The sequence below is a fragment of the Algicola sagamiensis DSM 14643 genome, assembly GCF_000374485.1.
In the GTDB taxonomy this organism is placed as follows: domain Bacteria; phylum Pseudomonadota; class Gammaproteobacteria; order Enterobacterales; family Alteromonadaceae; genus Algicola; species Algicola sagamiensis.
On sequence record NZ_KB894501.1, the window covers coordinates 48477 to 74810 of the forward strand.

Sequence of the window (26334 nt, forward strand, 5' to 3'; positions counted from 1 at the left end):
TGAAATATTAAAACTGACCATATGAATTTACGGTGGAATATCGTATAATCCGCCGCCTAATAATTTTTGGTTTATACAGTGGAGCGAATCATGGCTTTAGAACGTACTTTTTCAATTGTTAAGCCGGATGCAGTTGCTAAAAACGTCATCGGCGCTATCTACAACCGTTTTGAGTCAGCAGGTCTTCGTATCGTTGCTGCAAAAATGGTTCACTTGTCTCAAGAGCAAGCGGAAGGTTTCTACGCAGAGCACAAAGAGCGCCCTTTCTTTGGCGCTTTAGTTGAATTCATGACATCTGGTCCTGTGATGGTTCAGGTACTTGAAGGCGAAAACGCAATCGCGAAAAACCGTGAGATCATGGGTGCAACTAACCCAGTAGAAGCACTTGCGGGTACACTTCGTGCGGATTACGCTGAGTCTATCGACGAAAACGCAGTTCACGGTTCTGATGCACCTGAGTCAGCTGCACGTGAAATCGCATACTTCTTTAGCGAAGAAGAGCTTTGCGCACGTACACGTTAATCGCGTATACGATGAAGTAAAGGGAGGGGCTTCAATGCCCCTTTCTTGTAAAATGTATTCTTAGATTTATCCTTTTGATGTTTGTGTGAATTGAGAGCTGGTATGAGTGCTGTAGAAAAAATCAATCTGCTAGATATGACGAGAAGTCAGATGCGAGACTTTTTTGCTGAGATGGGTGAGAAACCTTTTCGCGCCGATCAAGTCATGAAGTGGATGTATCATTTCGGTATCAGTGATATTGAACAGATGAGTAATCTGAACAAAAAGCTCCGCCAGAAATTGATTGCGCGAACAGAAATTAAAGCCCCTGAAATTTCTCAACGTCAGGAATCTGCTGACGGTACGATCAAATATGCCATGATCTTAGAGGGTGGACAGGAAGTCGAAGCGGTCTGGATCCCGGACGGGGATCGAAAAACCTTGTGTGTTTCTTCTCAGGTTGGTTGTGCGCTTGAATGTACATTTTGTTCCACAGCCCAACAAGGTTTTAACCGTAATTTAAAAGTTTCAGAAATCATTGGACAGGTCTGGCGCGTTGCGACAGATGTTGGCTTAGATGGATCCAGCTTGAATCGCCCGGTAACGAATGTTGTGATGATGGGAATGGGTGAACCCTTGTTGAACCTGAACAACGTCATCCCAGCACTAGAGTTGATGATGGATGATTGGGGGTTTGGCTTATCTAAACGCCGTGTCACAGTGAGTACGTCTGGTGTAGTACCTGCACTGGATATTCTACGAGAGAAGATAGATGTTGCGCTTGCGATATCGCTTCATGCGCCAACAAATGAACTCCGTGATGAAATTGTTCCAATTAATAAAAAATATCCAATTGCTGAGTTCTTGGCTGCATCCCGTCGCTATGTTGAAAATTCAAAAGCGAATGAAAAAGTAACCGTTGAATATGTCATGCTTGATCATGTCAACGACTCAATGGATCAGGCGCATCAGCTAGCGAAAGTCCTCAAAGAAACACCTTCAAAAATTAATTTGATCCCGTTCAATCCGTTCCCTGGTGCAGACTACGGACGCTCAAGTAACTCAAGAGTCGACAGATTTAGTAAAGTCCTTCAGGAATATGGTTATACTGTAACTGTCAGAAAAACGCGAGGTGATGATATTGATGCTGCATGTGGTCAGTTAGTTGGCGATGTTGTTGACAGAACCAAGCGTTTGATGAAAAAACAGGTGAAAGGGCAGTCTATTTCAGTCAAAATGGTATAAATCTATGTTTTTTCGGCGGTGGAGCCATGAAATTAAAAATTATAACGCTCTCTTTGCTGATGGTTTTTGGAACGGCCTCGTGCGTGACTCGAACCTATATGGAAGGGAGTGATAAGAATGTTGTTAGAAACGTTGACCCAGAAGAAGCAGCCAAGACTCGTATTGCGCTTGGGCTGAATTACCTCAAAAAAGGCAGTACCACTCAAGCAAAGTATAATCTGGACAAAGCGGTTCAGTTTGCGCCGAATTTACCCGAAGCTTATTACAGCCTCGCTTTTTACTATGAGAATGTAGGCGAAGATAAGCTTGCTGAGCAAAATTATGAAAAGGCCATCCATCTTGCGCCTGATGATGGTGATGTCCAAAACAATTATGGTGCTTTCTTATGCCGTATTGGAAAAATGGATGAAGCCAAAAAATACTTCAAAAAGGCGATTCAAATCCCCAACTATATCCGTGTCGCAGAGACCTATGAAAACATGGCGATCTGCGCAGTTAAAGTCAATAACTTCGATGATGCGGAAGACTACCTCAAATTATCTCTAGAGCATAATGATGCCCGCGTAAACAGCATGATCAATTTGGGGGCACTTTATTATGCAAAAGGAAAGTACAACGATATTCTGAATATCATTGAGAAAATTGAAAATCTCGCCGCGATTAATGCCCGAAGCGTGCTACTTGCTTATTTAACTCAGGTCAAACTAGGCAATATGGCAAAGGCTGACGTTTATGCAGGTACTTTGATCACTGTTTATCCCCTGTCTACAGAGTCGAAACTCTTTCAGGCCAAGCGGTTAGACAGAAGTGAGTTTGAGTTACTCCGCTCTGACTACAGCTCACATTTGATGAGTCAGTTTGCTGTGAATGGCCGTGGAAATAAAGGTGGACCACAGATCAAGGTGACTCGGAAGCCAGAAAACAACCTGGGTAAGAAGTCTGTGAAGCTTTCTCCACAAAATGAGGGGAGTCAAGCGACAGTCAAACCACCTCGCGTGTTACCAAAGCCGCCAAAGCACCAAAAAGTAGAACCGGAGTTTAAGAGCGAAAGTAATGCAACGATTGATGCACAAGTTCAAGTGGCGAGTCTAGCGAAGGACGATGCGCTAATGCCGATGCCTGAGCGAGATATTAAACGTGAATTGGAAGCTGCAACAGCTGATGAGGCCGTTTTAGTCCCTGAGAGTGATTCTCAATTGGCAACTGCTGCGGTTGTTGAGCCAACAAGTTTATCTGCTGTAGCAACCCCCAAAAAAACAGTGAAAGTGCAAAAGGAGGAACTTTCTGCACAAAATATCGCTCCAACCAACGATATGGTGCCAGAGGCTCAATCAGCTATGTCCGAGCAATCAGCTATGTCCGAGCAATCAGCTATGTCTGAGCAAGGAGCTATGCCTGAGGCAGATGGAGAAGATACTCTGGAAGTTGAAGAGAGCATGATTGTCTCTCAAATAGCGCTGAAGCATGCAAAAAAGCATATTGTTGCTGCGGGTGAGACCCTGTTTTCCATTTCATTCAAATACAACATCAAGATTGCTTCATTAAAGGCATGGAATCGGTTGAAAAAGGATTCAATAGAGGAAGGGCAAACACTCTACCTTGAGGACATCAGACAGCATTCAAATGTGAAGCCTGTTCTTGCTGCGAAGTCTTTACAAGCACAGGGTGATGGAGGGCTATCTCTCAGCGAATCAGCAAGTGAACGCCGATATCATGTATTACAGAGTGGAGAAAACCTGTATCGTATCTCCAGAAAGTACAATATCAAACTGCAGCGCCTGATTGATTGGAATAATATTCAGGACCTTCAAAACCTTAATGTGGGCGACAAAATTTATCTGATCGCACCGGAAGATGTAGCGAATGACTGAAGAGCAAATTGAGAATGTAGATGCAGTATCCCCGGGCCGACTTTTAAAAGAAGCCCGGGAGAAAGTCGGGCTGTCTCAGTCAGATGTTGCACAACGATTGAATTTAAGAAAAGACATTATTGAGGCGATTGATCAGGACGAGTATGATCGTGTGGCCAGCCATACTTTTGCGAAAGGCTATCTAAAAGCCTATGCCAAAAGTGTTCATGCAGATTTTGATGCAGTCATGGCTGCCTTCGAGTCATACAATGTTGGGACAGCGGCTGATATGCAGTCGTTTTCCCGATTGACCCACCGCAAGGCAAGAGATAGTCGCTGGATGGGGGTGACTTACGGCGTCATTGGATTTATTTTCCTTTCATCAATTATTTATTGGTATCAGCAAAGTAAAGCGGTGAAGACTGTACCAGTTCAACCGGAGATCGCTCAAGAGCAGCCTGTGAGCACGCCAGCCATCACAACTGATCAATTTCAGGGAAGCCGACCATCTGATGAAAGTGAGCAACTTCAAACGGCCGAGCAGGCGATTGAAGATAAGGCAAACCAAACAACGAATTCTAACGAAGATCAGGTAGAGCAAGGGACAGCTCAAGCCGTAAATATGGATACAGCCAAGCAACCACAAGCAGAAGAAAAGAACATTGAAAAACAAGTCCCGGTCTGGTCTGACTCAGATGTCGCTACTTTGGCGCAAAAAGAGTCAACACCTGAGAGCGATGGTTTTCAGAAAATGACGTTAGAAGTGAAATTTACGAAGGAGTGCTGGTACAGTATCAAGGATGCTTTGGGTAAAGTGATCTCAACCGGAATCAAACAACCGAATGATGTCATCAATTTATCCGGTTTGGCTCCATTTAATTTCCACCTCGGTGTTCGTGATGCAGTTGAGATCAAGTTGAATAGCCAGCCTGTTGATCTCTCATTCGTCAATAATCGAGGCAACCCCAAGTTTGAGTTACCACACACTGAGTAATTGTAAGTATGTTGAAAGAGTCTCCCATCAAACGCCGCGTTTCTCGCAAAATCTATGTTGGTGATGTTCCCGTCGGGGGTGACGCGCCTATTTCTGTCCAATCCATGACGAATACACGGACCACAGATGTCGATGCAACAGTTGCACAGATAGAAGCCATTCAAGCAGCCGGGGCCGATATTGTTCGTGTTTCAGTACCGACAATGGATGCTGCTGAGGCATTCAAGTTGATCAAACAACGCGTTTCCATTCCACTTGTGGCAGATATCCACTTTGATTATCGCATTGCTTTGAAAGTTGCTGAGTATGGCGTGGACTGTTTGCGGATCAACCCAGGTAACATTGGCAAAGAAGAGCGGATCCGTTCCGTTGTTGATGCAGCAAAAGACAAAGGGATCCCAATCCGAATCGGTGTAAATGGCGGCTCACTGGAGCGTGATTTACAAGAAAAATATGGCGAGCCAGTTCCTGCTGCTCTTGTCGAATCCGCCATGCGTCATGTTGATATTCTCGACAGACTGAACTTCCAAGATTTTAAGGTCAGCGTCAAAGCATCCGATGTATTTTTAGCGGTCGGTGCATATCGTCTTTTAGCACAACAAATTGAACAACCACTCCATTTAGGGATCACGGAAGCCGGTGGAGCGAGAGCTGGTTCTGTGAAGTCAGCAGTCGGTCTTGGTATGCTGCTGGCTGAAGGCATTGGTGACACATTACGAATTTCTCTTGCGGCTGATCCGGTAGAAGAAGTCAAAGTTGGTTTTGATATTCTGAAGTCGCTCGGGATACGAGCCCGTGGGATCAATTTTATCGCTTGCCCAAGCTGTAGCCGCCAGGAGTTTGATGTTGTCTCTACAATGAATCAACTAGAAGAGCGATTGGAAGATATTGTTACGCCAATGACGGTCTCTGTCATTGGATGCGTCGTCAATGGACCAGGTGAAGCGTTAATCTCGGATATGGGGGTTGCAGGTGCAAACCGCAAGAGTGGCTTTTATATCAACGGGCAGCGTCAGAAAGAACGCCTAGATAATGAGAACCTTGTTGAGCAGCTTGAAACGCACATTCGCTCTTATGTTGCAGAAAGCGAAGCACAGCGTATTGATGTGAAAGTTGTCGAATAAACAAAAGTTGTTGAACAAACAATCGAGAAAAATACTCGGGCATGTCAGGTGCCTCTTGGTGTTTTTGGTGAAAGCACCTATAATGCCAGCTATTTTGAAAATTTGAGGTGAAGTGGTTTAGTCGTGGCTAAGAAAATACAAGCGATTCGTGGTATGAACGACTGCTTGCCGACAGAAACTCCTGTATGGCAAACAGTCGAAGAAACTTTGCGCCGTGTGGTTGCATCTTATGGTTACCGAGAAATTCGTTATCCGGTTGTGGAGTCGACGGAGCTATTTAAGCGCTCTATCGGTGAAGTAACGGATATCGTCGAAAAAGAAATGTATACCTTTGATGACCGCAATGGTGACAGTCTGACGCTAAGACCGGAAGGCACAGCATGTTGTGTCCGTGCAGGGAACGAGCATGGTCTCTTGTATAATCAAGAGCAACGTCTTTGGTACATGGGGCCAATGTTTCGCCATGAGCGCCCGCAGAAAGGACGCTATCGCCAGTTTCACCAATTTGGTTGTGAAGTTTTTGGCCTCAGCGCACCAGACAGTGATGCCGAAGTTATTTTACTAACAGCGCGTCTTTGGAAACAACTTGGTATTGCTGAACATGTTCGCTTAGAATTGAACTCCCTTGGTAGTAATGAAGCAAGAGCCGCTTATCGAGACGCCTTAGTCAGCTTCCTTGAGCAATTCAAAGATCAGCTTGATGAAGACAGCCTTCGCCGACTTTATACAAACCCACTTCGCATATTAGATACAAAAAATCAGGATATTCAGAAGATTTTGGTCGATGCACCAAAGCTTTCAGAACACCTTGATGACGAATCGACAGAACATTTTAAAACATTGTGTGAACGATTGGACGCTGCGGGCATCCAATACACGGTGAATGAGCGTTTGGTGCGTGGCCTAGATTATTATAACCGAACGGTTTTTGAGTGGATCACGGATTCTCTTGGTGCACAAGGCACGGTTTGTGCCGGTGGTCGCTATGATGGGCTAGTTGAACAGCTTGGTGGAAAGGCGACACCTGCTGTTGGTTTTGCGCTTGGTTTGGAACGATTGGTATTGATGGTTTCATCCTTAGAGACATTAAAGAAGATTCCAGCAGCTGTTGATGTATTTGTTGCAGCAGTTGGTCAAAATGTCGAAAATGCCGCAATGCAACTTGCTGAGCAAGTTCGTGATGAATTCCCTTCGCGCCGCGTGATGTTGAACTGTGGGGGGGGTAGCTTCAAGAAACAACTTAAACGTGCAGATAATAGTGGTGCTGAGATTGCATTGATCCTAGGCGAAGATGAAGTCTCAGCGAAAGAAGTCACGGTGAAGTTTCTACGAGAAGACAAACCACAGCAGCGTATTTCACAAACAGATTTAGCATCGGTACTCGGTGCATAGAGGATAAAAAGATGGATCCACAGTTAACTGAAGAACAACAATACGAACAACTGAAATCTATAGTCAAAGAATATGGTGTACCTGTACTACTTGGTGCGGTGATCGGTTTGGGTGGTTTGATCGGATGGCGTACTTTTAGTAGCCATCAATTAGAAACGCAAGGAAAAGCATCTGAGCAATATGCGCAATTAATTGATGAACTCGTTAAAGAAACACCGGATGTTCAGGGTAAAGCGGATCAATTGATTCAAAGTCATCCCGATTCAACTTACGCAGTGTTGGCTGAGTTTCATGCTGCCAAAGCATTAGTAGATAAGAAAGAGTATGCAAAAGCAAAAGAGAAGCTAATCAAAGCATTTGAGACGGCTGACTCTCCAGAAATCAAGTCGATCGCGAATGTCCGTTTGGTAAAAATTCTGATTGCGCTTGAGAAATATGATGAAGCACTCAAGCAATTAAAGCAGCCGCATCCAAAGTCATTCAATGCACAATTTGAAGAGTTGAAAGGCGATATTTTTGTCGCAAAAGGTGAGCTGACAAAGGCTAGAGATGCCTACCAAAAAGCGCTTGATGAGGATGGTGCGAAATCAAGTCCTGCGCTTCAACTGAAATTTGATGACCTGGCAGTGATTGCAAAACAGTAGTTGCTTCAAAAGAATAACGTAAAAGAAGTCAGCACATCATTGTGCTGATATGGTGACGCGCAAATAGTGCGTGACAGGAAAGATAAGGGGTGTGTCCGATGAGAATCGGTTTCAAACAGATAGTTGCCGTCATGACATTCGGTGTTGCACTCATGGGATGTTCTTCATCGGACGAACCTAAAATTGCAGAGTTACAGCCGATTCAGGAAAAGTTCACACCGCAAGTGTCATGGGAATCTTCAGTTGATGATGGCATTGGTGAATTCTTTTCTCGTCTTTCACCGGTGATTAAAGATGATGTGATTTATGCCGCAAGCCGAGAAGGTATCGTCCATGCATATTCATTGAAAGATGGTGATGAGTTATGGGACTTAGATGTTCGTGAAGACACATCCTTCTTCGAAGACGTCAAATCAGCGCGTTTATCTGGTGGATTAACTTACGCTTTTGATAAGCTTGTCGTTGGGACGGAAAATGGTGAAGTCATTGCGATTGATCCAAAAGAAAAGAAAGTCCTTTGGAAAGCTGAAGTGCCAGGAGAAGTGAATACACCTGTGGCAGCTGGCGGCGGATTATTCTATGTGAATACAAATTCTGGTAAACTGCTTGCCCTTCACCCTGATGCGGGTGAAAAACGTTGGGAAATCGACTTCCCTGCGCCGCCACTTTCTGTTCGTGGTGCAAGCAAACCACTTTTTTCAAATGGTGGTGTGTTGCTTGGGACAGCAAGTGGGAAAGTGACCGTTGTGATTGCAGATAAAGGTTTGCAAGCCTGGGAGCAATCGATTGGTAAGCGTGATGGTGCTACCGATCTTGAGCGATTAGCAGACGTCGATGCGTCGCCTCTGATCCTTGGTAATAACTTATACATTGTTGGTTACAACGGTGATTTAGTGAGTTTAGAAGTGAACTCAGGCCGTGTTATTTGGAAGCGAGACTATAAATCATATTTAAATCTTGCTGGTGCTGAGAATACGCTTTTTCTGACGAACACGAAAGGGCATATTGTTGCTGTTGATCGCCGTACAGGAACAGAGCTTTGGACACAAAAGCAATTATTTAATCGAAGCCTGACAGCACCTGTTATTCTGAATAATTACATCATTGTCGGTGACTTTGAAGGTTATTGGCACTGGCTAGATAAAGCATCTGGCGAGATTTTTGCAAGAAAAGAAATTGATAGTAGTGGGGCATATATAGAGCCAATTATCGATAATGGTATGCTTTATATTCAGTCACGCGATGGCACATTGAGTGCTGTGAAAACGCAATAACGCGTTATCTGCCGTAGGTTATATTTTAGGGCTTCGTTTTCACGAAGCCTTTTCTGTTTATAACAGTAAAGAGTTTTTTTAAAGAGGATCAGGAAACATGTTGCCTGTTGTTGCACTGGTTGGCCGCCCAAATGTAGGCAAGTCCACCTTATTTAACCGCTTAACCCGAACACGCGATGCGCTTGTCGCTGATTTTCCTGGATTGACTCGTGATCGGAAGTACGGTCAGGCGACAGTAGATGACATGGAGTTTATCGTCGTTGATACAGGCGGGATAGATGGCACAGAAGAAGGGATTGAACTGGAAATGGCATCGCAATCGCTTCAAGCAATTGATGAAGCGGATGTTGTGTTCTTTATGGTGGATGCTCGTGCTGGATTAACGGTCGCTGATGAAGCCATTGCCCATCATTTACGTAAGCAGGAAAAGAAAGTTTTTCTTGTTGCAAATAAAACAGATGGGATTGATGCAGATTCGGCAGTTGCGGAGTTCTATGCACTTTCTCTTGGTGACATTTATCAAATTGCGGCGAGTCATGGCCGTGGTGTGAGTGCGCTCCTTCATTTAGCGCTCAAGCCGCACCTTGAAGAGGTTCAGGAAGATGATTCTGAAGAAGCGCTTCTTGATGAAGACTTGGAAGCATTCGATGAAGAAGACGAAACGCCAATCATTGATGGCCCAATCAAACTGGCGATCATTGGTAAACCAAACGTCGGTAAATCAACATTAACAAACCGGATCCTCGGTGAAGAGCGTGTTGTTGTTTACGATATGCCAGGCACAACGCGTGATTCTGTTTATATCCCAATGGAACGTGAAGATCAGGAGTATATCCTGATCGATACAGCTGGGGTGCGAAAACGCGGGAAGGTAACTGAGGCTGTTGAAAAGTTCTCAGTGATTAAAACGCTCAAGGCGATTGAAGATGCAAATGTCGTTTTATTGGTAATTGATGCCCGTGATGGGATCAGTGATCAAGATCTGAGCTTGCTCGGCTTTACACTGAATGCCGGACGTTCACTTGTGATTGCGGTCAACAAGTGGGATGGCTTGGATATGGATATTAAAGATCGCGTGAAGTCTGAACTTGATCGCCGTCTTGGTTTTATCGACTTTGCACGTATCCACTTTATTTCTGCGCTTCATGGCTCTGGTGTTGGGCACTTATTCGAGTCTGTGGAAGAAGCATTCCAATCCGCCACAACACGTGTATCCACGTCCAAGCTTACGAAGATTATGGATATGGCACAGATGGATCACCAGCCTCCATTGGTCCGTGGTCGTCGAGTGAAGCTGAAGTATGCCCATGCTGGTGGTTATAACCCACCAAGGATCGTCATCCATGGGAATCAGGTGTACGACTTACCAGACTCTTATAAGCGCTATTTGATGAACTATTTCAGGAAGTCTCTTGAAGTCATGGGCACACCAATCAAGATTGAGTTCCGTGAAGGGGATAACCCGTATGCAGGGAAGAAGAATCAACTGACAGGAACCCAGATAAAGAAGCGTCGCCGCATGATGAAGTTCCATAAAAAATAAACAACAAGTGGGCATGTGAGGAATCGCATGCCCATCATCACGCTTTTATTTTTCAATACCACATTACTTTAAAACCTCTTCAATTCAACACCAGTTCATTTCAATTCTTCTTTATATATTGCTCTTTCTATATGTCCCTTATCTGTGAGAAAACTTACTTATGCAATGCAGGAAGAGTAGCTCCAGACCTATTGCCATAGTATTTCATCAGCGTCCCTTTTTTGAATAATTGAAAATAAGGCCTTCTTTATTTTTTTATGATAAAGGCTGAATTTTCTTCAGTTATAAAAAATGCCCAGTATGTACCTAATAAGTATGATTGCAAGTAACACGTTGAAAAATAATGATAATTGTAATTTGAATGAAATTTTAGATGAATTCAAAAAAGAATACGAAAATGTTATGGTTAAAAAATATACAATTATTTTTGTTTCATATTTAATTGATATATATAGAAAAAAATAATACATCGGCTTTTTATGTTAAAACTTTAGCATTATTTATGTTGCAAAAGTTATTCTTTTCGGTAAAATGTGCTCAGTTTTTGAACAGTTGTTCGTTGTTTTAGTTTTCCCAAGTTGTAGAAGGTTGTTATGAAGAAGTTCTCTAAAGTCTCTCTTTCAGTTTGTACATTCCTTACATCTTACGCGGGTGTCGCTCATGCTTCGGATGCATTCACCACTTCTCTAATTACAGATACATCTTCACTGGAAATCCCAGCGATGCGTGGTGGTAGTGATGAGGTTCTTGCTCAGCAGGCAGCTACAGCAGTCGGAAAGAATCTTTTAAACAACTGCAACAACTGTGTTTTGGCACTCACTGATATCAAAGAGAGTTTAACAGCCAAGCATTTTACGTTTTCTCAGATGATCGATGAGGTACCTGTTAGCCGTGCGACCATTACGGTATCCATCGATTCAAAAAGTGGTGAGATCGTTCGCATCTACCACAATATTATCGACGCTCAGCCTGCGGCTGCAATGCAACGTGGTATTGAAGGTCTTTCTGTAACAAGTGCAGCAGAAATCGCATTTAATGTTGTTGCTTCTTCAGAATTACTTTCTATTAAGCCGCTTGTTCAAGAAGTTTATTACCCATTTGACGGCGAATTAGTCCTGAGTTATCAAGTAGACCTGACATTCGAAAGCAACACGAAGCGCGTTGTTATTGGAAAGCTATCAGGTGAGGTTTTGGATATTCAGGAAACTGAGCATACGAATCACCTAGGTGAAGATGAGCATGCTCATGATGAAGTCGATTTTACGAATCGTCGTCAAGTTGTGACTTTTGAAGAAGCAATGCAGGCGTTGGCTGAGCGACCGGTAGTACAGGAAAGAACAGCCAACCGTGGTGTTCAAGTTGATGGTAAAGCATTTGTCTTTGACCCAGACCCAAGAACAACACTTGAAGATACAACAATCAGTTTTAAGACTAATAAAGCGGTGCTCAATAGCACACTTGCTTCAGCATACAAAACAGTCACATTGCAAGACATTACAAAGGATGGAAACACTTATCGTTTAGCAGGTCCTTGGGTTGAAATCGTCGATGTCATGCAGCCTTCGAGCAAGTTTACAGCAAAAGGTATGACAACTTCATCAGATGGTAACTGGTTCCATACACGTGATGAGCAAGGTTTCCAGGATGCGAATGTTTACTACCATATTGACCAGAGTCAACGTTATTTGCAGTCACTCGGCTATGTTGGCGGAAATGGTATTCAGAATCGTCCTATCAAAGTTGATACAGACAGCTACGATAATCGTAACGCATTCTACACGCCAAGAACGAATATGATCACTTTTGGCCACCAAGGTACATTATCAAAAGCGACAGAAGACGCGACAATTATCTTGCACGAGTATGGTCATGCGATTATGTATGATATCAACCCGAACTGGAGTCAGTTTGAAGGTGATATGGGTGCAATTGGAGAAGGATTTGGTGACTACTGGGGCGCAACTTATAAGTATGCGACTGAAAATGGCAAATCTTTCCATCCGGAGCGTATGGGCGCATGGTTCTGGTGGGACAAAGGTCAATTTGGTGGACGTCAGCTTGATAGAACAGGCGCTGAGTATCAATACAAGTCAGGCCGTAATTATGAAGCACATGGTACAGGTCAAATCGGTGACCAAATGTGGGCAACACCATTGTTCCAGGCACATGTCGAACTTCGTGAGAGAGGTATTGCACGTGACCAGATTGATAAAATTGTCATTGAATCACAGTTTGGTCTAGGTGGTCATGTAACGATGCCGATTATGGCACAATCAATCTATACAACAGCAAAACGTTTATACCCAGCTGGACCACATGCGGAAGTATTCTATAAGCACTTCCAAAATCAAGGCATTGTATTTAGCAAGAATGCATCTGAAACAGCGAAAAATGGTATCACAGTTGGTCTAGGCGAGCGTTACAACGCGAAAGAAGGTGAAGTGACTGAAATCACAGCTGCGGTTTCTGATAAAGGCGCAACCTTTGCTTGGAGACAGCTAGATGCGAGTGAGTTCCACCTATTAATTCATGACAAGAATTCAGAGACTTTATCTTTCACAGCAGATAATGTTCCAGAGCAGGGTGTTGAAGTTCAGTTTGAATTGGTCGTAACAAGTTCAAATAACAAGCAAACTCGTAAAGTTATCACTGTCTTTATTCACGATGAGAATACATCTACTTCTGAAAGTGTTTTTGCATCATCTTCAGCATCACCAGCAACATCATCAGGTGATAGCGGTGGTAGCATGTTCTTTATCTTAAGTCTTCTCGCAGTCATTGAGACGCGTCGACTACAAGTAGAGCGTGCAAATGTCAAAGCAGCATAATTGAGAAACTTTTCATCACAGCAAAAAACGCAGCCAAAGGCTGCGTTTTTTATGTGTTGACACCAGCCCAATTAGATTAATCCTTGATATACTCTAAAAAAAGGTTTAACACAACGGAACTTCAGCATGGGCGCGATTGTTTCAGATGTCACCAAATCATTAATTAAGCAAGCCAACTATATAGGTGGTGAGTGGATTTTATCTCATCAATGGATCAGCGTTTTTGATCCAACATCAGGCGATAAAGTTGGAGAAATACCTTCATTAGAACAACCACAAATTGACCGCGCAATTGAAGAAGCACACGAAGCATTTCAATCTTGGAGAAAATTATGTGCTTATGAGCGAGCAGAACATCTGGAGCGCTGGTTGAGACTCATTGAGGCACAAGAACATAGCCTTGCAGAACTTATCGTTTTGGAACAAGGAAAACCGCTAAAAGAAGCCAAAGGGGAAGTACAGTACGCCCAAGATTATATCCGTTGGTTTATTGAGGAAGGAAAGCGAACATATGGCCGCACGATTCCGACAGCTTCTGCAAGCCATAGATTAATGACGATTCAACAGCCTGTTGGGGTATGCGCCCTGATCACACCTTGGAATTTTCCACTAGCGATGCTGGCACGTAAAATAGCACCAGCCTTGATGGCTGGGTGTACTATCGTTGCGAAGCCTTCCGAAGAAACACCTTTCTCTGCATTAGCGCTTGCCTATTTTGCAGAAAAAGCAGGTTTACCAGATGGTGTACTGAATATGGTGACGGGAAACCCGGAGTCAATTGGAGAAGCATTTTGTGCGAATCCGCTGGTTAGAAAAGTTAGCTTTACAGGTTCGACACGTGTTGGCCAATGGTTAATGAAGCATTCTGCACAAACGTTAAAAAGATTATCCTTAGAACTTGGCGGGAATGCCCCATTTATCGTCTTTGGCGATGCTGATATTGAGAAAGCCGTTGATGGACTAATGAAGAGTAAATTCCGTAATGCAGGCCAGACATGTGTGAGCGCCAATCGCATTTATCTTCACCACAGTGTAAAAAGTCGTTTCCTCGATCAACTTCGACAGAAAATGAAGGAGATCCGTCTTGGCTCAGGCTTAGATGATCATTGTGATCAAGGCCCTTTGATTAATGAAGCGGCAATCAAAAAAGTGGAAGCAATGATCCAAGATGCAGTTGATAAAGGTGCATCCGTGATGGAAGGAGGCAAAGTCGATGAGAAAGGCGCTCTCTTCTTTCAGCCAACCCTCGTCGATGGTACAAATGAAACAATGCGGATATTTCAGGAAGAAGTGTTTGGTCCGGTCATTGCGGTTCAAGAATTTACCGATGAAACAGATGTGGTACGTTGGGCAAATCAAGTTGATGCAGGCCTTGCTGCTTATATCTATACCAATAATATTGATCGGATTTATCGTGTTGCAGAGCAACTGGAGTGCGGTATGTTGGGGATCAATGAAGGCTCAGTATCGACAGTCATGGCGCCTTTTGGTGGTGTGAAGTTTTCTGGACTTGGTCGTGAAGGGGGAACCGAAGGGATTGAAGAATATATGGAATCGAAAATGATGAACTTCAAGATTGATACAACACCATAATTTTTTTCCTTCAGACGAAAAAGGACTTTGAGTCTGGAGGGCAACTTGATGTATAATAATTTCCCGTCTTGTTAAAAATTCCCATTGTAACATTGTCAGCTTAGGAGTCTCATGGCTACTCGTTATATTTTTGTGACTGGCGGGGTGGTATCCTCTCTCGGTAAAGGTATTGCTGCGGCCTCACTAGCAGCGATTTTAGAAGCACGTGGATTAAAAGTCACGATGCTGAAACTCGACCCATACATCAATGTCGATCCGGGCACGATGAGTCCTACCCAGCACGGTGAAGTCTATGTCACAGACGATGGCGCTGAGACCGATCTGGACCTTGGACACTACGAGCGCTTCATTCGTACCAAAATGACTCGAAAGAACAATTTCACGCAAGGTCGTATTTACGCAGATGTTCTTCGTAAAGAACGCCGTGGTGATTTTCTTGGTGCAACCATCCAGGTTATTCCACATATTACGAACGAAATTAAACGTCGCGTGATCGAAGGGGCAGAAGGCTCTGATATTGCGATTGTTGAAGTCGGTGGAACTGTTGGTGATATTGAGTCTCAACCGTTTTTAGAAGCATTACGTCAACTTGGCACTGAGCTAGGCCGTGAGCATGCGATGTATATGCACCTCACGCTTGTACCATTTCTTGGTGCTGCGGGCGAAGTCAAAACCAAACCAACGCAGCATTCAGTTAAAGAACTTCGTTCAATTGGTATTCAGCCAGATATTTTGATTTGTCGCTCTGATCGCGCTATTCCGCCCCATGAACGTTCAAAGATATCTTTGTTCACAAATGTTGAAGAAAAAGCGGTTATTTCGCTCAAAGATGTCAGTAGCATTTATCAAATTCCTGCATTGCTAAAATCGCAAGGATTGGATCAGTTGATCGTTCGCCGATTTCATATTGATTGTCCTGAAGCGGATCTTTCTGAGTGGGAACAGGTTTTATACGAAGAATCCAACCCTAATGGCGAAGTATCGATAGCGATGGTTGGTAAATATGTTGAGCTGCCAGATGCGTATAAATCTGTCAACGAAGCGCTGAAACACGCAGGCCTTAAAAACCGACTTTCTGTAAACATTAAATATGTTGATTCGCAAGATATCGAAAGCAAAGGTACAGAAGTGTTAGAAGGTGTCGATGCTATCCTTGTTCCTGGTGGATTCGGTGAGCGTGGTGTGGATGGTAAAATCAAAGCTGCTCAGTATGCACGTGAAAACGATATTCCCTATTTAGGGATTTGCTTGGGCATGCAGGTCGCATTGATTGAATACGCACGAAATGTCGCTGGACTAGAAAATGCGAACTCCACAGAATTTGATGCAGCAACCCCACACCCAGTCGTAGGTTTGATCACAGAATGGCTGGATGATGATGGTCAGGTCGAGAAACGTGATCTGAATTCAGACTTAGGTGGAACAATGCGCCTCGGTAGCCAGAAGTGCCACCTAGTGAAAAACTCTCAAGTCCGTGAAGTTTATGGGGATGGTGTGATTGTTGAACGTCACCGCCACCGCTTCGAAGTGAACAACAACTATGTGAAGCAGTTGGAAAAAGCGGGTCTGAAGTTCTCAGGTTTGTCTCATGACAAAAAGCTGGTCGAAATCATCGAAAACCCAAAACACCCTTGGTTTATCGCTGCGCAATTCCACCCAGAATTTACTTCAACACCGCGTGATGGACATCCTTTATTTGAAGGTTTTGTCGCAGCTGCGGGTGAATACCAAAAGAAACAAATTAATTAAGTCACTTAAAGCCGTGTGATCACACGGCTTTTTCTTTTCAGCTAGAGGATTTAGCATGTCTGAAATCGTAAAAATCATCGGTCGTGAAGTCATGGACTCACGTGGAAATCCAACTGTTGAAGCTGACGTTCACCTCGCCAGTGGTGCGTGGGGCAGAGCATGCGCACCTTCTGGAGCATCAACGGGGTCTCGTGAAGCGCTGGAACTCCGTGATGGTGATAAATCTCGTTACTTAGGTAAAGGTGTGTTGACTGCTGTTGAGAATATAAATACGGCAATCGCGGATGCGCTCATTGGTGAAAACGCACACGCACAACGTGACATCGATAATAAGATGTTGGCGCTCGATGGAACAGACAACAAATCCAAATTGGGTGCAAACGCGATCCTTGCTGTCTCTCTTGCAACAGCGAAAGCTGCGGCTATGGATAAAGGCCAACCTTTATATGCACATATTGCTGAGTTGAATGGCACCGCAGGGCAGTTCTCTATGCCCGTTCCGATGATGAATATCTTAAACGGTGGTGAACATGCAGATAACAACGTTGATATTCAAGAATTCATGGTGCAACCTGTTGGAGCAAAAAACTTCCGTGAAGCCCTGCGTATGGGTGCTGAAATTTTCCATGCATTAAAGAAAGTCCTTTCTGAGCGTGGCTTGAATACCGCTGTTGGTGATGAAGGTGGTTTTGCACCAAATCTATCTTCGAACGAAGAAGCTTTAACGGTCATTGCTGAGGCGGTTGAACGTGCAGGCTATGTGATGAATGAAGATATCACGCTTGCGTTGGATTGTGCTGCATCAGAGTTTTACCGTGATGAGCAATATCACTTAAGCGGTGAGGATAAATCATTTAATTCTGAAGGGTTTTCTGGATACTTGGCTGAGCTAGCCAATCGTTACCCAATCGTATCGATTGAAGACGGATTGGATGAAAGTGACTGGTCTGGCTGGAAATACTTGACTGAACAAATTGGTGAAAAAGTGCAGCTTGTCGGTGATGATTTGTTTGTCACCAATACAAAGATCCTAAAAGAAGGGATCGAAAAAGGCGTTGCGAACTCCATCCTCATTAAATTCAACCAGATTGGCTCTTTGAGTGAAACACTTGATGCGATCAATATGGCGAAGGAAGCAGGGTATAAAGTTGTGATCTCTCATCGTTCAGGTGAAACAGAAGATGCAACGATTGCTGATTTGGCTGTTGCAACCGCAGCTGGGCAAATCAAAACTGGTTCTCTTTGCCGTTCTGACCGAGTCGCAAAATACAATCAATTGCTTCGAATTGAAGAAGAACTGGGCGAAAGCGCGCCATATAAAGGCCGCTCAGAAATCAAAGGGTAGTAATCGCTTCAATAATAAAGGTCGCATGTTGCGGCCTTTTTTTATAAGCTGATGTTGGGTGTGTTTATCTTTCATGAATCATCGCTCATCACAGCGAAAAAGGCACGAGGAGTGAAATTTGGTGATCCCAAATGAACGACCAGTAACACACAGAGAGGATTTTTCGGCGAATACCCAATCGGATCTATGGCAAGATAACGAACAGCATCGTGCCTTTGCTGAGTTATGCAATGCTTTTTACGAACGGGAATTGCTGAAAATGTCGAATGAGTACGGCACTGCGACGAATATTCTTTTGAAGAGAATCGGCAGTTTACCCTATTACATCCAAAAAGCGGCTTCTCATATTGTTCATCTCGATTCACCTTTAACCCTCGATCATCAAAATGGGACATGGATTTATCGGCAAAGTGCGAAGTGTCCCATTCAAGACAAGCAACAGCAACAAGTCATAAAGTGGTACCAACAGCATGCTGCGCTTGCTTTGGTTGTTCCTGTGTACTCGAAACTGAAAGGGTTGGAAATGATCATGTTGGATTCTATTGACGAGATCCAGGAGAATCGACTTCACACGAATATGCATGGATGGTTTGAAGTTGCCAAAGATTATCGTCAAGATGACAGCCAACTGCTGGTTCCAAATAAAAAAGTCATGGCTGCAAGCTGCTGTGGGCATCAATGGCGGTTTGATAAGCGTTATACCCCAAGGCCACTCACTTTAAGAGAAATGCTATTAGCAACCCGTATCAATTGGAAGAATTTTAAACGTTGTTTGTAAATGAACTGAAATCATGTTCCAAACGCTTCGACTGTCTTATATAATGCTTGGGTACTGATGGAGTTGTTCAATGTCGAAGTCATCGAAAGTAAAATTAACAGGGTTAGCCTGTATTCCTATCATTGTGTTATCTTATCTCTCTTTCTCTTCTGTAGATGAGTCTCTGCCAGAAGTTTTTGAGCGATTTTTAGCTCGTATTTATGAGCATCCTTCCAGTATTATTCCCCTCTTTTTCTGGTTATCTATCCCATGTATTCCAGTGATTTCATCTGCATTCGCGAGTTACAGATCAAATAAGCCATTGATCATCACAACTGTTTTTATGGCGCTGGCTTTATTCGCTTCCTATTTGTTTAACCTGCCCGAGTCTTTGAATGCTTATGGTATGACTGGGTTTGGTATGATTGTTCTTTTTTGTGTTTGGGCTGGCGAAGGGTGGTTGATTCGAAAACGCAAGAGACAAGCGTTTGAAGCGTCAATCAAAGCAAAATATCCCACGAAATAAAGTGCAGTTTGCAGTGCGATAACACAAAAGTTTGATGATTGGTTTTTGTTAATGAAAATTAGTTATTTATAACGATAACACAATCATTTTTATCATTTTTTTGAATTTTTTCCCGTAGAATCGGTCTACTAGGGTGGTACTTCTTCAAAAGAGGTCAGTCCTAGAGGCCCCCACGATAACAACGATAAAAAATGAGACTGTCATCATGGACACTTTAAATCACTATTTTCGGATTTACCAATCCTACCTTGAGACCAGGAAAGAATCGAAAGAAGAATCTCGGAGAGATGCGGCTTTTGCCAGAGTTCGCGTGTTGATCCAAACCGAGCGCTCTGATGAAAATGATGCTGATGTCATCATTCAGTCATTGCTCGAAATGATTTTTCCAACCCCTCATTTACTGAAGAAGCTCTCCGGTGACTGTCCAGCAGATGAAACGCTGATCCGGTATAAAGGATATGCGTATCAGCCGAATATTATGATCACACTGGCGAGTATTGGTGGGATGGACAAACAGGTACTTGGGACAATTCAGACAGAGTTGCAACAAGAAGCAGGACGACTGCCACAAACAGAAAAGCAGCAGATCCAGGAAAACACAATGAATCGTTTGTTGATTCAGGAGTGTTTGGATGTGATAGAGCGAGCAGGGGAACCAAGTCGCTAAGTGCGACTTGGCTGATATTGGTTATTTAGGAATATCGATGACAACAGGTTGACCAACCATTGTCGCATCTAGCTCAGATTTGGCGATATGCTTTTGATAGATGACCTAACATTTTTGTTTGGAGGTATCAAAATGTATCGTGATGCTACTCATATTATTGTTGAGGTAGCCTTCGGGTTTGAGTGCACCTGTTAATGCTACTGAATAATCATCAACATCCACGCGTATAATGACATCCACATGAGAAAACCCCTTTACATAAAAAGTGTCACGAGGATGGTAGTCATGAAAGAAGGACAACTCTAGAGGCCAAAGATTGCACTAGTTCTGAATGTAAAATGAACAATGAGCAATGAGCAATGAGCAAGAGAGAAATTTCATAAAGGAAGAGACGGCATTTTAGCCGTCTCAACAATGCTTATTTTGATTGCGCGTCCAAAGACTGGCCATTGACACTGACACTTTGATCAGCCATCAAATATAAATAGGTTGGCATGATCTCATCCGGGGTTTTGAGCTGAGACTGATCTTCACTTGGATAAGCTCTTGCGCGCATCGTCGTTGCTGTAGCTCCCGGGTTGATGCAATTGACACGTATGTTTGTATTCTCATATTCGTCCGCGACGACTTGCATCATGCCTTCTGTTGCAAACTTTGAAATCGAATAGGTTCCCCAGAAACATCGACCTTTGCGTCCGACAGAAGAGCTGGTAAAAACAATACTGGCTTGAGGCGACTTTTTAAGAACTGGCATCAAAGCTTGAGTCATTTGAAATTGCGCTGTCACGTTCACTTTCATGACCAAATCCCAGGTTTCATCAAGAATATGCTCAAATGGGGTGAGGGCACCGAGGACACTGGCATTTTGTAACAGACCATCTAAGCGGCCAAACTCGCTTTCAATGGTTGCCGCCATATCTCGATAATTCTTTTGTGTTGCCCCTTTGAGATCCAGTGGAATAATGGCAGGCTGTGGATAACCCGCTTCTATAATTTCATCATAAACAGCTTCAAGCTTTTTGACTGTTTTACCGAGTAAGATGACGGTTGCACCATATTTTGCGTAATGGATAGCAGCGGCTTTTCCGATACCATCACCAGCACCAGTGACCAAAATCACTTTGCCAGTCAATTCGTTCTCTGAAGGGATAAAGGTATTCATGGATTCTCCTCGTGCAGACCCTCATCAATAAGGGTGGATCTTATCCAGATCACGCAAAAAGACCAGCAAAAAACGGTAAATTGAGAAATTTTCTGGCGTCTTCGAAAGCAATCGGGTAATTTATTGCAAAATCACAGGTCCGTTTTCAGCATATTGGCGAAATATTGACTCATTTCACCAACACGATGAAAACAACAGGGTAAATCAACTTTTAATTCGTATGTGTGTCTTCGGCTGTGATTGTCAGAGAAAGTTCCATACTGGTCTTCCAATCACCAGTCACTTTTTCTAGTCAGCAGTAAAATAAATAAAGCCGAAACCACACAATAACCAGAAGTCATTTGGGGAGAAAACATGAAAAAATTGGTACTGAGCCTCGCAATCGCAGGAGCGCTCAATCTCACAGGTTGTGGTAGCGATAAACTAGACGACCACGACGATAAAAAAGGAACGAAAGTCGCAGTCTCACGTGTCGTGTTTAACCCAGCTGGTGGTGAGTTGTCTACGCCTTCGGATATTCTTTTTGCGGGAACTACTGATGGCACTTTGAATATGCCAAAAGAAACAGCAGCTACTAAAGAAGGTGAGAAACCTGACTACTCAGATCCAGAAACAGCTCTGGGAGCACTTGATGGGTGGTCCATTCAAGCACCATTTACACTCAAAATTGATTTACCTAAAAAAGCAGTGCATCCTTCACTTGAAAGTGACGTATCTATAGATGCCTCCACTATAAAAGGTAAAGTACTTATTTTCCCAGCCATAGCTGCAGGTCCAAATTTAGGTAGTAGCCCATTTGAAGATGAGACTTGTGCTGCAGCCACGCAATTTACAGGACAACTTTGTAAAATAGTTGAAAGTAAAGCGCTAAAAGAAGGAGAGGATTTTGTTGTACAGGTCTCTGGTAGCAATATCATTGTCGTACCACTAAAACCATTGGCCCCTGGAGCTCAATATGTTGTTGCTTATCTAAGAGGGATAAAAGATTCAAGAGGAACTGATATCGAGCCATCTATTTCTTATAGCGTTCTTCGACAGGATATTTCAAAGTTTCCTATTTCGGAAGACCCAAAGAATAGTGCTCTAGCCTTACAAGGCGTGCTGAATAATCTTGAAGCTAGGTTACTAGAAGCAAATGTTAAGCAGGAAGATATTATTTACTCTAGCGTTTTTACGACACAGGCTGCAACAACGTCTTTGTCTAGCTTAAAAGGTCTTTATGCAAAAACAATTGGTGCAGTATTGCAAGAAAACCCACAGATACCAATTGTTCCTGGAGTCCCTAGTGTTGGAGATATTACCCTTTCGGATAAATCACCAAATGAACTCATTAAGGAATCAATAGCTTCGTTCCCAGAAACTCCATCAGGTGCAAATTTAGATTTGTTATTGGCTCGTGTGATAAGAGATGTAGCGGACCTAGACTTAATTGAAGTGCATAAGGCGAAAATGAAAGTGGACTACTTTTTGTCAGATACAGCACCATTGTCACAACCTTGGATTGCTAGGTGTGTATCTGGAGCCACTTTATCTGGGTTACCTGAAGGTGCTGAATTTGTTGTTCCTGATAACTCGCAAGATGAATTTTGTAAGCAAGTAGGCTTAAGAGATGTCTTATTAAAAACTGCCGATGGAAATACGGATATTGATCCACTTAGGCATATCACGAAATATAACCCTATTCCAAAGTCTCAACTTGCATCAGATAGTGTATTAGATAATTTAAATGTACAAATTACAGTACCTAGAGATAACTTTAGTCGACCAGCGACTGGTTGGCCTGTTGTGATCTTGCAACATGGTATTGGTTATATGAAAGAGTTCATGCTTCCTCTTGCTGCTGAGTTAGCAAAACAGGGGTTTGCAACAGTCGCGATTGATCATCCATTACATGGTTCAAGAAAAGTATCCTTTACAAATGATCAGGGAAACTCAATTACTGCGAATGCGAACGTTAGCCCAACTGATTATATGAACTTAGCAAACCTATTAGTTGCAAGAGATAACTTAAGGCAGAGTGTTCTTGATATGATCTCGCTTAGGATTGGAGTGAGCAACTCAGCGAATATTGGAAATGTTGTTCTTGATAGAAGTAAGGTCCACTTTATGGGGCAATCTTTAGGGGCTATTACAGGAGCTAATTTTGTTGGCTTAGCAAACACTTCTGTTGGAGGTGATATTGTCGATAGTTATTTCGATATTCAAACAACGGCCTTATCTACTCCTGCTGGTGGCATATCTAGTTTCCTAGTTGAGTCGAATCGTTTTGGGCCAATTGTGAAAAGTCTTGTGTCTATGTCTTATGCGCAGGGCATTGCGGCATCACCAACAGACACTCCGCTATCTCAATTTTTCATTGCCTATAAAGAAGTTCTAAAAGCGGAAAGTAAATGTCAAGATGGGACACCAAAAGAGGTAGCCTCTTGTATCGTTATGAACTCTTTTGCATTAATGGAAAGTGATGAAGCTGCTAAACTAACATTAATTAAGAAGTTAGGAGTATCAGACGAGCAAGCTGCTCAGATGTTAGCTGGGATCAATATAGAGTTGAATACAGTGATTTCTTCTTTTAACTTTGCAGCACAAACAGTAATTGACCCCGCAGATCCAAACAGTTACGTGAATATCATTAAGTCAGCGAAGACACCAACACTCATTTTTGAGATGGTAGGTGGGAAAACAGTCAATGATGATACAACCGGAAATGATGTTGTAAATCCTGCGGACCGAGTAATTCCAAACTCGGTGGTACCTGGTGATATACTTTTAAGCCCAATCGCTGGTTCAACACCATTTGCCTCTTTTATTGAAGCAACGGCAATTACTGAGTCAATTCCGGCAGGGGATGCAGAGCTTAATGGTATTATTCGATATACAGCCGGACACCATGCCTCACTAATCACTTATTCACCTACTGAAGTATCTGAGGCTCCAAATCAGGTAACAAATATAGCAGTAAATAAAGTAATCCAAGAGCATGCAGTTGAGTTTACTAAATCAGGTGGTAAAGCTGTCACGGTAAGTGCTGAAGCTCAGCCATTTGTCAAAGCCGCAGCAGCAAAAGCTGAAGAAGAGTAATCTTTATTTAGATTCGATTCTGACTAAAAATGGAAAGGGCCTCTATGCAGAGGCCCTTTTTGTTTTATTTTTCAGCAGATAAACATCGGATAACTGCTCACAACTTGTTTACAACATTGAGACCGTGTAGAATCGGCCGTCTTATTGAAGTACCTTGTTTTTGTTGACTTTTTCGACAGTGTTGTTGCAGTGGTTGTGGCTGATAGAGCAAGGTATGATAAGAGGGGTATTCTGGGTCATCTTCCTCTTCTCCAATTATCCGACGAATCAGGTCTATTACATGAAATTACAACGTGTTTTTTTGGCTGCATTGTCTGTTATTTTATGGTTTTCTCAATCGTTAAAGGCGTCAGAAAACTCATCGGTAACGGTGCTCATGCAACCAAATTTGAAAAACTATCCCTATATTCAACTCAATCTGAATGTGCGTGACAAAAACTTACGCCCAATGACTCGCTTGAGTGCGAAAGACTTTTTAATCACGGAAGACTTAAAGCCTGCATCGGTGAAAGATTTTAAGGTGATCCGACCGAAATCATCCACAATCGATGTCGTATTTATTGTGGATGACTCTGGTAATATGTCATCGCAAATAGGCAGTTTGAAGGCTGAGTTGAGCAACTTTACAAAGACTCTAAAGACCAGTGGCTATGATTTTCGGCTAGGCTTGATTTCTTTTAAAGATACAATTTATAAGCCGTTTCGTATTACTAAGCATGTAAATGAGTTTCAATCCTGGGTGGGGCGCTTAGAAGCACGTGGTGGCAATGATGAGCCTGAAAATGCGCTGGATGCACTTCAATCTGCAGCTAATCAGGAGTTGCGTTATGATGCACAAAAGGTCTTTGTGTTAATGACAAACTCCAGTTTTCATGCCAATGATCATATCACAAAAAATACGCGCTATAAGATCATTCAATCACTCAAGGAAAAGGATATTCAACTGAATATCATTAGTCCAAATCTTGATGACTATCAAGTGATGGCTCGAGAGTTGGGGGGAACTTTCTATGATATCAAAAGTGAACCATTCTCAAATATCTTGGCACAAATTGCTGGTGGCAGTACTGCGCAATATCGCATTGTTTATCGAAGCACTCGACCTGCACGTGATCAGACTTTGCGCTCTGTAGTCATTCGTACTCACCAACGCCAAGGCTTATCGGGTGCAATACAATATCAAGCACCGAATTGGATAGAAACATCCAGTAGAAAAGAAGGGATCAAAGGGAATAACAGCGTGTTCTCACCGATGCAGGTTGTAGATGGCAGCCCAGCAACAGCCTGGGTTGAAGGGACAAGCGGTAAAGGAAAAGGAGAGTGGCTGACAATGCATTTTGAGAACATTCAGCAGATTAATGCTTTTACAGTCAAAGCGTCGATTTCTTCCAAGCAACCTTTACCGACGCGCTTAAGTGTGTCAATTAATGGTGGGAAAAAAGAATTTTATTCGCTGAAAACGAAGAAAAAAACCTACCATTTTGAACTTGGGCGTGAGATGGCGGTCGAACACATCCAGTTTACGATTGAGTCAGCGGAAGAAAATGCCGGGATTGGAGAAATAGAACTCTATTCAGGTGGGAAGAAAACACTCATTGAGCCGCTTAAACGTCGTCATGGGCTTCGCTTTACAGAGCGGGCAGCTAGAGAGTTGAATCTGAAAGGGGAAAAACTTTACCGCAGAAGAAAGTATGTCGATGCGGCGTTCCATTTTGAGCAATCGATCCAAAAAGATCCGATTTACGCTCAGGCATATAGCAATTTAGGTCTGACATATCGCCAAACCAAAGACTTGCCAAAAGCAATTTGGGCAAACCGCATGGCGATCACGCTGGCAAAAGGGACGCATCAGTCAACAATGTCTGCTAAGGCCTACTACAATATGGCGAAGATTTTCGAGGGCGCCCGACAATATGAAGCTGCTTTGCAAAGTTATTATTGGGCGCAGTCCTTTGCACCCAATACGGCTTATGAAAGTGGAATTAAGCGAATGAAAGTCTTTTTATTCGGAGATGGACAACTCTCATTCGCACAGTTAGATGAATAATCAAAAATAGGAATA

Annotated in this window: 19 protein-coding genes; 18 read left to right on the plus strand and 1 reads right to left on the minus strand. The window is 43.1% G+C overall.

What is annotated here, in order from left to right:
• Positions 1 to 90 precede the first annotated feature (90 nt).
• The 16 genes from ndk to C505_RS0115090 all read left to right on the plus strand — a co-directional run bounded on the left by ndk (position 91) and on the right by C505_RS0115090 (position 20032).
• The gene (ndk, locus tag C505_RS0115010; protein WP_018693452.1) at positions 91 to 522 is read left to right on the plus strand and encodes a nucleoside-diphosphate kinase; all 432 of its coding nucleotides are present in this window, start codon (positions 91 to 93) and stop codon (positions 520 to 522) included.
• Between the two features lie 102 nt (positions 523 to 624).
• Complete coding sequence (locus C505_RS0115015; RefSeq protein WP_018693453.1) at positions 625 to 1746, plus strand: bifunctional tRNA (adenosine(37)-C2)-methyltransferase TrmG/ribosomal RNA large subunit methyltransferase RlmN; 1122 nt, start codon at positions 625 to 627, stop codon at positions 1744 to 1746.
• Between the two features lie 26 nt (positions 1747 to 1772).
• Positions 1773 to 3617, plus strand: coding sequence for a type IV pilus biogenesis/stability protein PilW (pilW, locus tag C505_RS0115020; protein ID WP_083938357.1), 1845 nt, complete (start codon positions 1773 to 1775; stop codon positions 3615 to 3617).
• Complete coding sequence (locus C505_RS0115025; RefSeq protein WP_018693455.1) at positions 3610 to 4590, plus strand: RodZ domain-containing protein; 981 nt, start codon at positions 3610 to 3612, stop codon at positions 4588 to 4590. Before pilW ends, C505_RS0115025 begins: the two co-directional genes overlap by 8 nt.
• Positions 4591 to 4598: 8 nt before the next feature.
• Positions 4599 to 5714, plus strand: coding sequence for a flavodoxin-dependent (E)-4-hydroxy-3-methylbut-2-enyl-diphosphate synthase (gene ispG / locus C505_RS0115030; protein ID WP_018693456.1), 1116 nt, complete (start codon positions 4599 to 4601; stop codon positions 5712 to 5714).
• A 123-nt stretch (positions 5715 to 5837) separates the two neighbouring features.
• A complete protein-coding gene (hisS, locus tag C505_RS0115035; RefSeq protein ID WP_018693457.1) occupies positions 5838 to 7106 on the plus strand; it encodes a histidine--tRNA ligase in 1269 nt (422 codons plus the stop codon).
• Between the two features lie 11 nt (positions 7107 to 7117).
• Entirely contained in the window at positions 7118 to 7750 is a 633-nt protein-coding gene (locus C505_RS0115040; protein WP_018693458.1) for a YfgM family protein, read from the plus strand.
• A 98-nt stretch (positions 7751 to 7848) separates the two neighbouring features.
• Entirely contained in the window at positions 7849 to 9024 is a 1176-nt protein-coding gene (gene bamB, locus C505_RS0115045) for an outer membrane protein assembly factor BamB (RefSeq protein ID WP_018693459.1), read from the plus strand.
• A 97-nt stretch (positions 9025 to 9121) separates the two neighbouring features.
• A complete protein-coding gene (gene der, locus C505_RS0115050; protein WP_018693460.1) occupies positions 9122 to 10567 on the plus strand; it encodes a ribosome biogenesis GTPase Der in 1446 nt (481 codons plus the stop codon).
• Between the two features lie 593 nt (positions 10568 to 11160).
• Positions 11161 to 13395 (plus strand): M36 family metallopeptidase, encoded by a 2235-nt coding sequence (locus C505_RS0115060; protein WP_018693462.1) that lies wholly within the window; start codon positions 11161 to 11163, stop codon positions 13393 to 13395.
• 126 nt (positions 13396 to 13521) lie between these two features.
• Entirely contained in the window at positions 13522 to 14988 is a 1467-nt protein-coding gene (locus C505_RS0115065; protein ID WP_018693463.1) for an NAD-dependent succinate-semialdehyde dehydrogenase, read from the plus strand.
• A gap of 111 nt (positions 14989 to 15099) precedes the next feature.
• Positions 15100 to 16737: a CTP synthase gene (locus C505_RS0115070; RefSeq protein WP_018693464.1), complete on the plus strand. Its 1638-nt coding sequence runs from the start codon at positions 15100 to 15102 to the stop codon at positions 16735 to 16737.
• 55 nt (positions 16738 to 16792) lie between these two features.
• Positions 16793 to 18082 carry a phosphopyruvate hydratase gene (eno, locus tag C505_RS0115075; protein WP_018693465.1) on the plus strand — a complete coding sequence of 430 codons (1290 nt, stop codon included), beginning with the start codon at positions 16793 to 16795 and terminating at the stop codon, positions 18080 to 18082.
• A 121-nt stretch (positions 18083 to 18203) separates the two neighbouring features.
• A complete protein-coding gene (locus tag C505_RS0115080) occupies positions 18204 to 18860 on the plus strand; it encodes a hypothetical protein (protein ID WP_018693466.1) in 657 nt (218 codons plus the stop codon).
• 70 nt (positions 18861 to 18930) lie between these two features.
• A complete protein-coding gene (locus tag C505_RS0115085) occupies positions 18931 to 19365 on the plus strand; it encodes a hypothetical protein (protein WP_018693467.1) in 435 nt (144 codons plus the stop codon).
• A 205-nt stretch (positions 19366 to 19570) separates the two neighbouring features.
• Positions 19571 to 20032: a hypothetical protein gene (locus tag C505_RS0115090; RefSeq protein WP_018693468.1), complete on the plus strand. Its 462-nt coding sequence runs from the start codon at positions 19571 to 19573 to the stop codon at positions 20030 to 20032.
• Positions 20033 to 20450: 418 nt separating this feature from the next.
• Here the strand turns inward: C505_RS0115090 and C505_RS0115095 are convergent, their stop codons facing one another.
• On the minus strand, positions 20451 to 21194 hold the full coding sequence (locus tag C505_RS0115095; RefSeq protein WP_018693469.1) for a YciK family oxidoreductase: 744 nt from the start codon (positions 21192 to 21194) through the stop codon (positions 20451 to 20453).
• Between the two features lie 354 nt (positions 21195 to 21548).
• On the opposite strand from C505_RS0115095, the gene C505_RS0115100 reads away from it, so the two are divergent.
• Positions 21549 to 24272, plus strand: a complete 2724-nt coding sequence (locus C505_RS0115100) for a VolA/Pla-1 family phospholipase (RefSeq protein WP_018693470.1) — start codon at positions 21549 to 21551, stop codon at positions 24270 to 24272.
• 280 nt (positions 24273 to 24552) lie between these two features.
• Entirely contained in the window at positions 24553 to 26319 is a 1767-nt protein-coding gene (locus C505_RS23780; RefSeq protein ID WP_018693471.1) for an NADase-type glycan-binding domain-containing protein, read from the plus strand.
• Positions 26320 to 26334 lie beyond the last annotated feature (15 nt).

What these genes read in the sequence shown, in the direction of transcription:
- C505_RS0115025 (WP_018693455.1), top strand. Translation starts at nt 3,610, where the DNA reads ATGACTGAAGAGCAAATTGAGAATGTAGATGCAGTATCCCCGGGCCGA.
- C505_RS0115015 (WP_018693453.1), top strand. Translation starts at nt 625, where the DNA reads ATGAGTGCTGTAGAAAAAATCAATCTGCTAGATATGACGAGAAGTCAG.
- eno (WP_018693465.1), top strand. Translation starts at nt 16,793, where the DNA reads ATGTCTGAAATCGTAAAAATCATCGGTCGTGAAGTCATGGACTCACGT.
- pilW (WP_083938357.1), top strand. Translation starts at nt 1,773, where the DNA reads ATGAAATTAAAAATTATAACGCTCTCTTTGCTGATGGTTTTTGGAACG.
- ndk (WP_018693452.1), top strand. Translation starts at nt 91, where the DNA reads ATGGCTTTAGAACGTACTTTTTCAATTGTTAAGCCGGATGCAGTTGCT.
- der (WP_018693460.1), top strand. Translation starts at nt 9,122, where the DNA reads ATGTTGCCTGTTGTTGCACTGGTTGGCCGCCCAAATGTAGGCAAGTCC.
- C505_RS0115070 (WP_018693464.1), top strand. Translation starts at nt 15,100, where the DNA reads ATGGCTACTCGTTATATTTTTGTGACTGGCGGGGTGGTATCCTCTCTC.
- C505_RS0115060 (WP_018693462.1), top strand. Translation starts at nt 11,161, where the DNA reads ATGAAGAAGTTCTCTAAAGTCTCTCTTTCAGTTTGTACATTCCTTACA.
- C505_RS0115100 (WP_018693470.1), top strand. Translation starts at nt 21,549, where the DNA reads ATGAAAAAATTGGTACTGAGCCTCGCAATCGCAGGAGCGCTCAATCTC.
- C505_RS0115065 (WP_018693463.1), top strand. Translation starts at nt 13,522, where the DNA reads ATGGGCGCGATTGTTTCAGATGTCACCAAATCATTAATTAAGCAAGCC.
- C505_RS0115040 (WP_018693458.1), top strand. Translation starts at nt 7,118, where the DNA reads ATGGATCCACAGTTAACTGAAGAACAACAATACGAACAACTGAAATCT.
- C505_RS0115085 (WP_018693467.1), top strand. Translation starts at nt 18,931, where the DNA reads ATGTCGAAGTCATCGAAAGTAAAATTAACAGGGTTAGCCTGTATTCCT.
- bamB (WP_018693459.1), top strand. Translation starts at nt 7,849, where the DNA reads ATGAGAATCGGTTTCAAACAGATAGTTGCCGTCATGACATTCGGTGTT.
- C505_RS0115095 (WP_018693469.1), bottom strand. Translation starts at nt 21,194, where the DNA reads ATGAATACCTTTATCCCTTCAGAGAACGAATTGACTGGCAAAGTGATT.
- C505_RS0115090 (WP_018693468.1), top strand. Translation starts at nt 19,571, where the DNA reads ATGGACACTTTAAATCACTATTTTCGGATTTACCAATCCTACCTTGAG.
- C505_RS23780 (WP_018693471.1), top strand. Translation starts at nt 24,553, where the DNA reads ATGAAATTACAACGTGTTTTTTTGGCTGCATTGTCTGTTATTTTATGG.
- ispG (WP_018693456.1), top strand. Translation starts at nt 4,599, where the DNA reads ATGTTGAAAGAGTCTCCCATCAAACGCCGCGTTTCTCGCAAAATCTAT.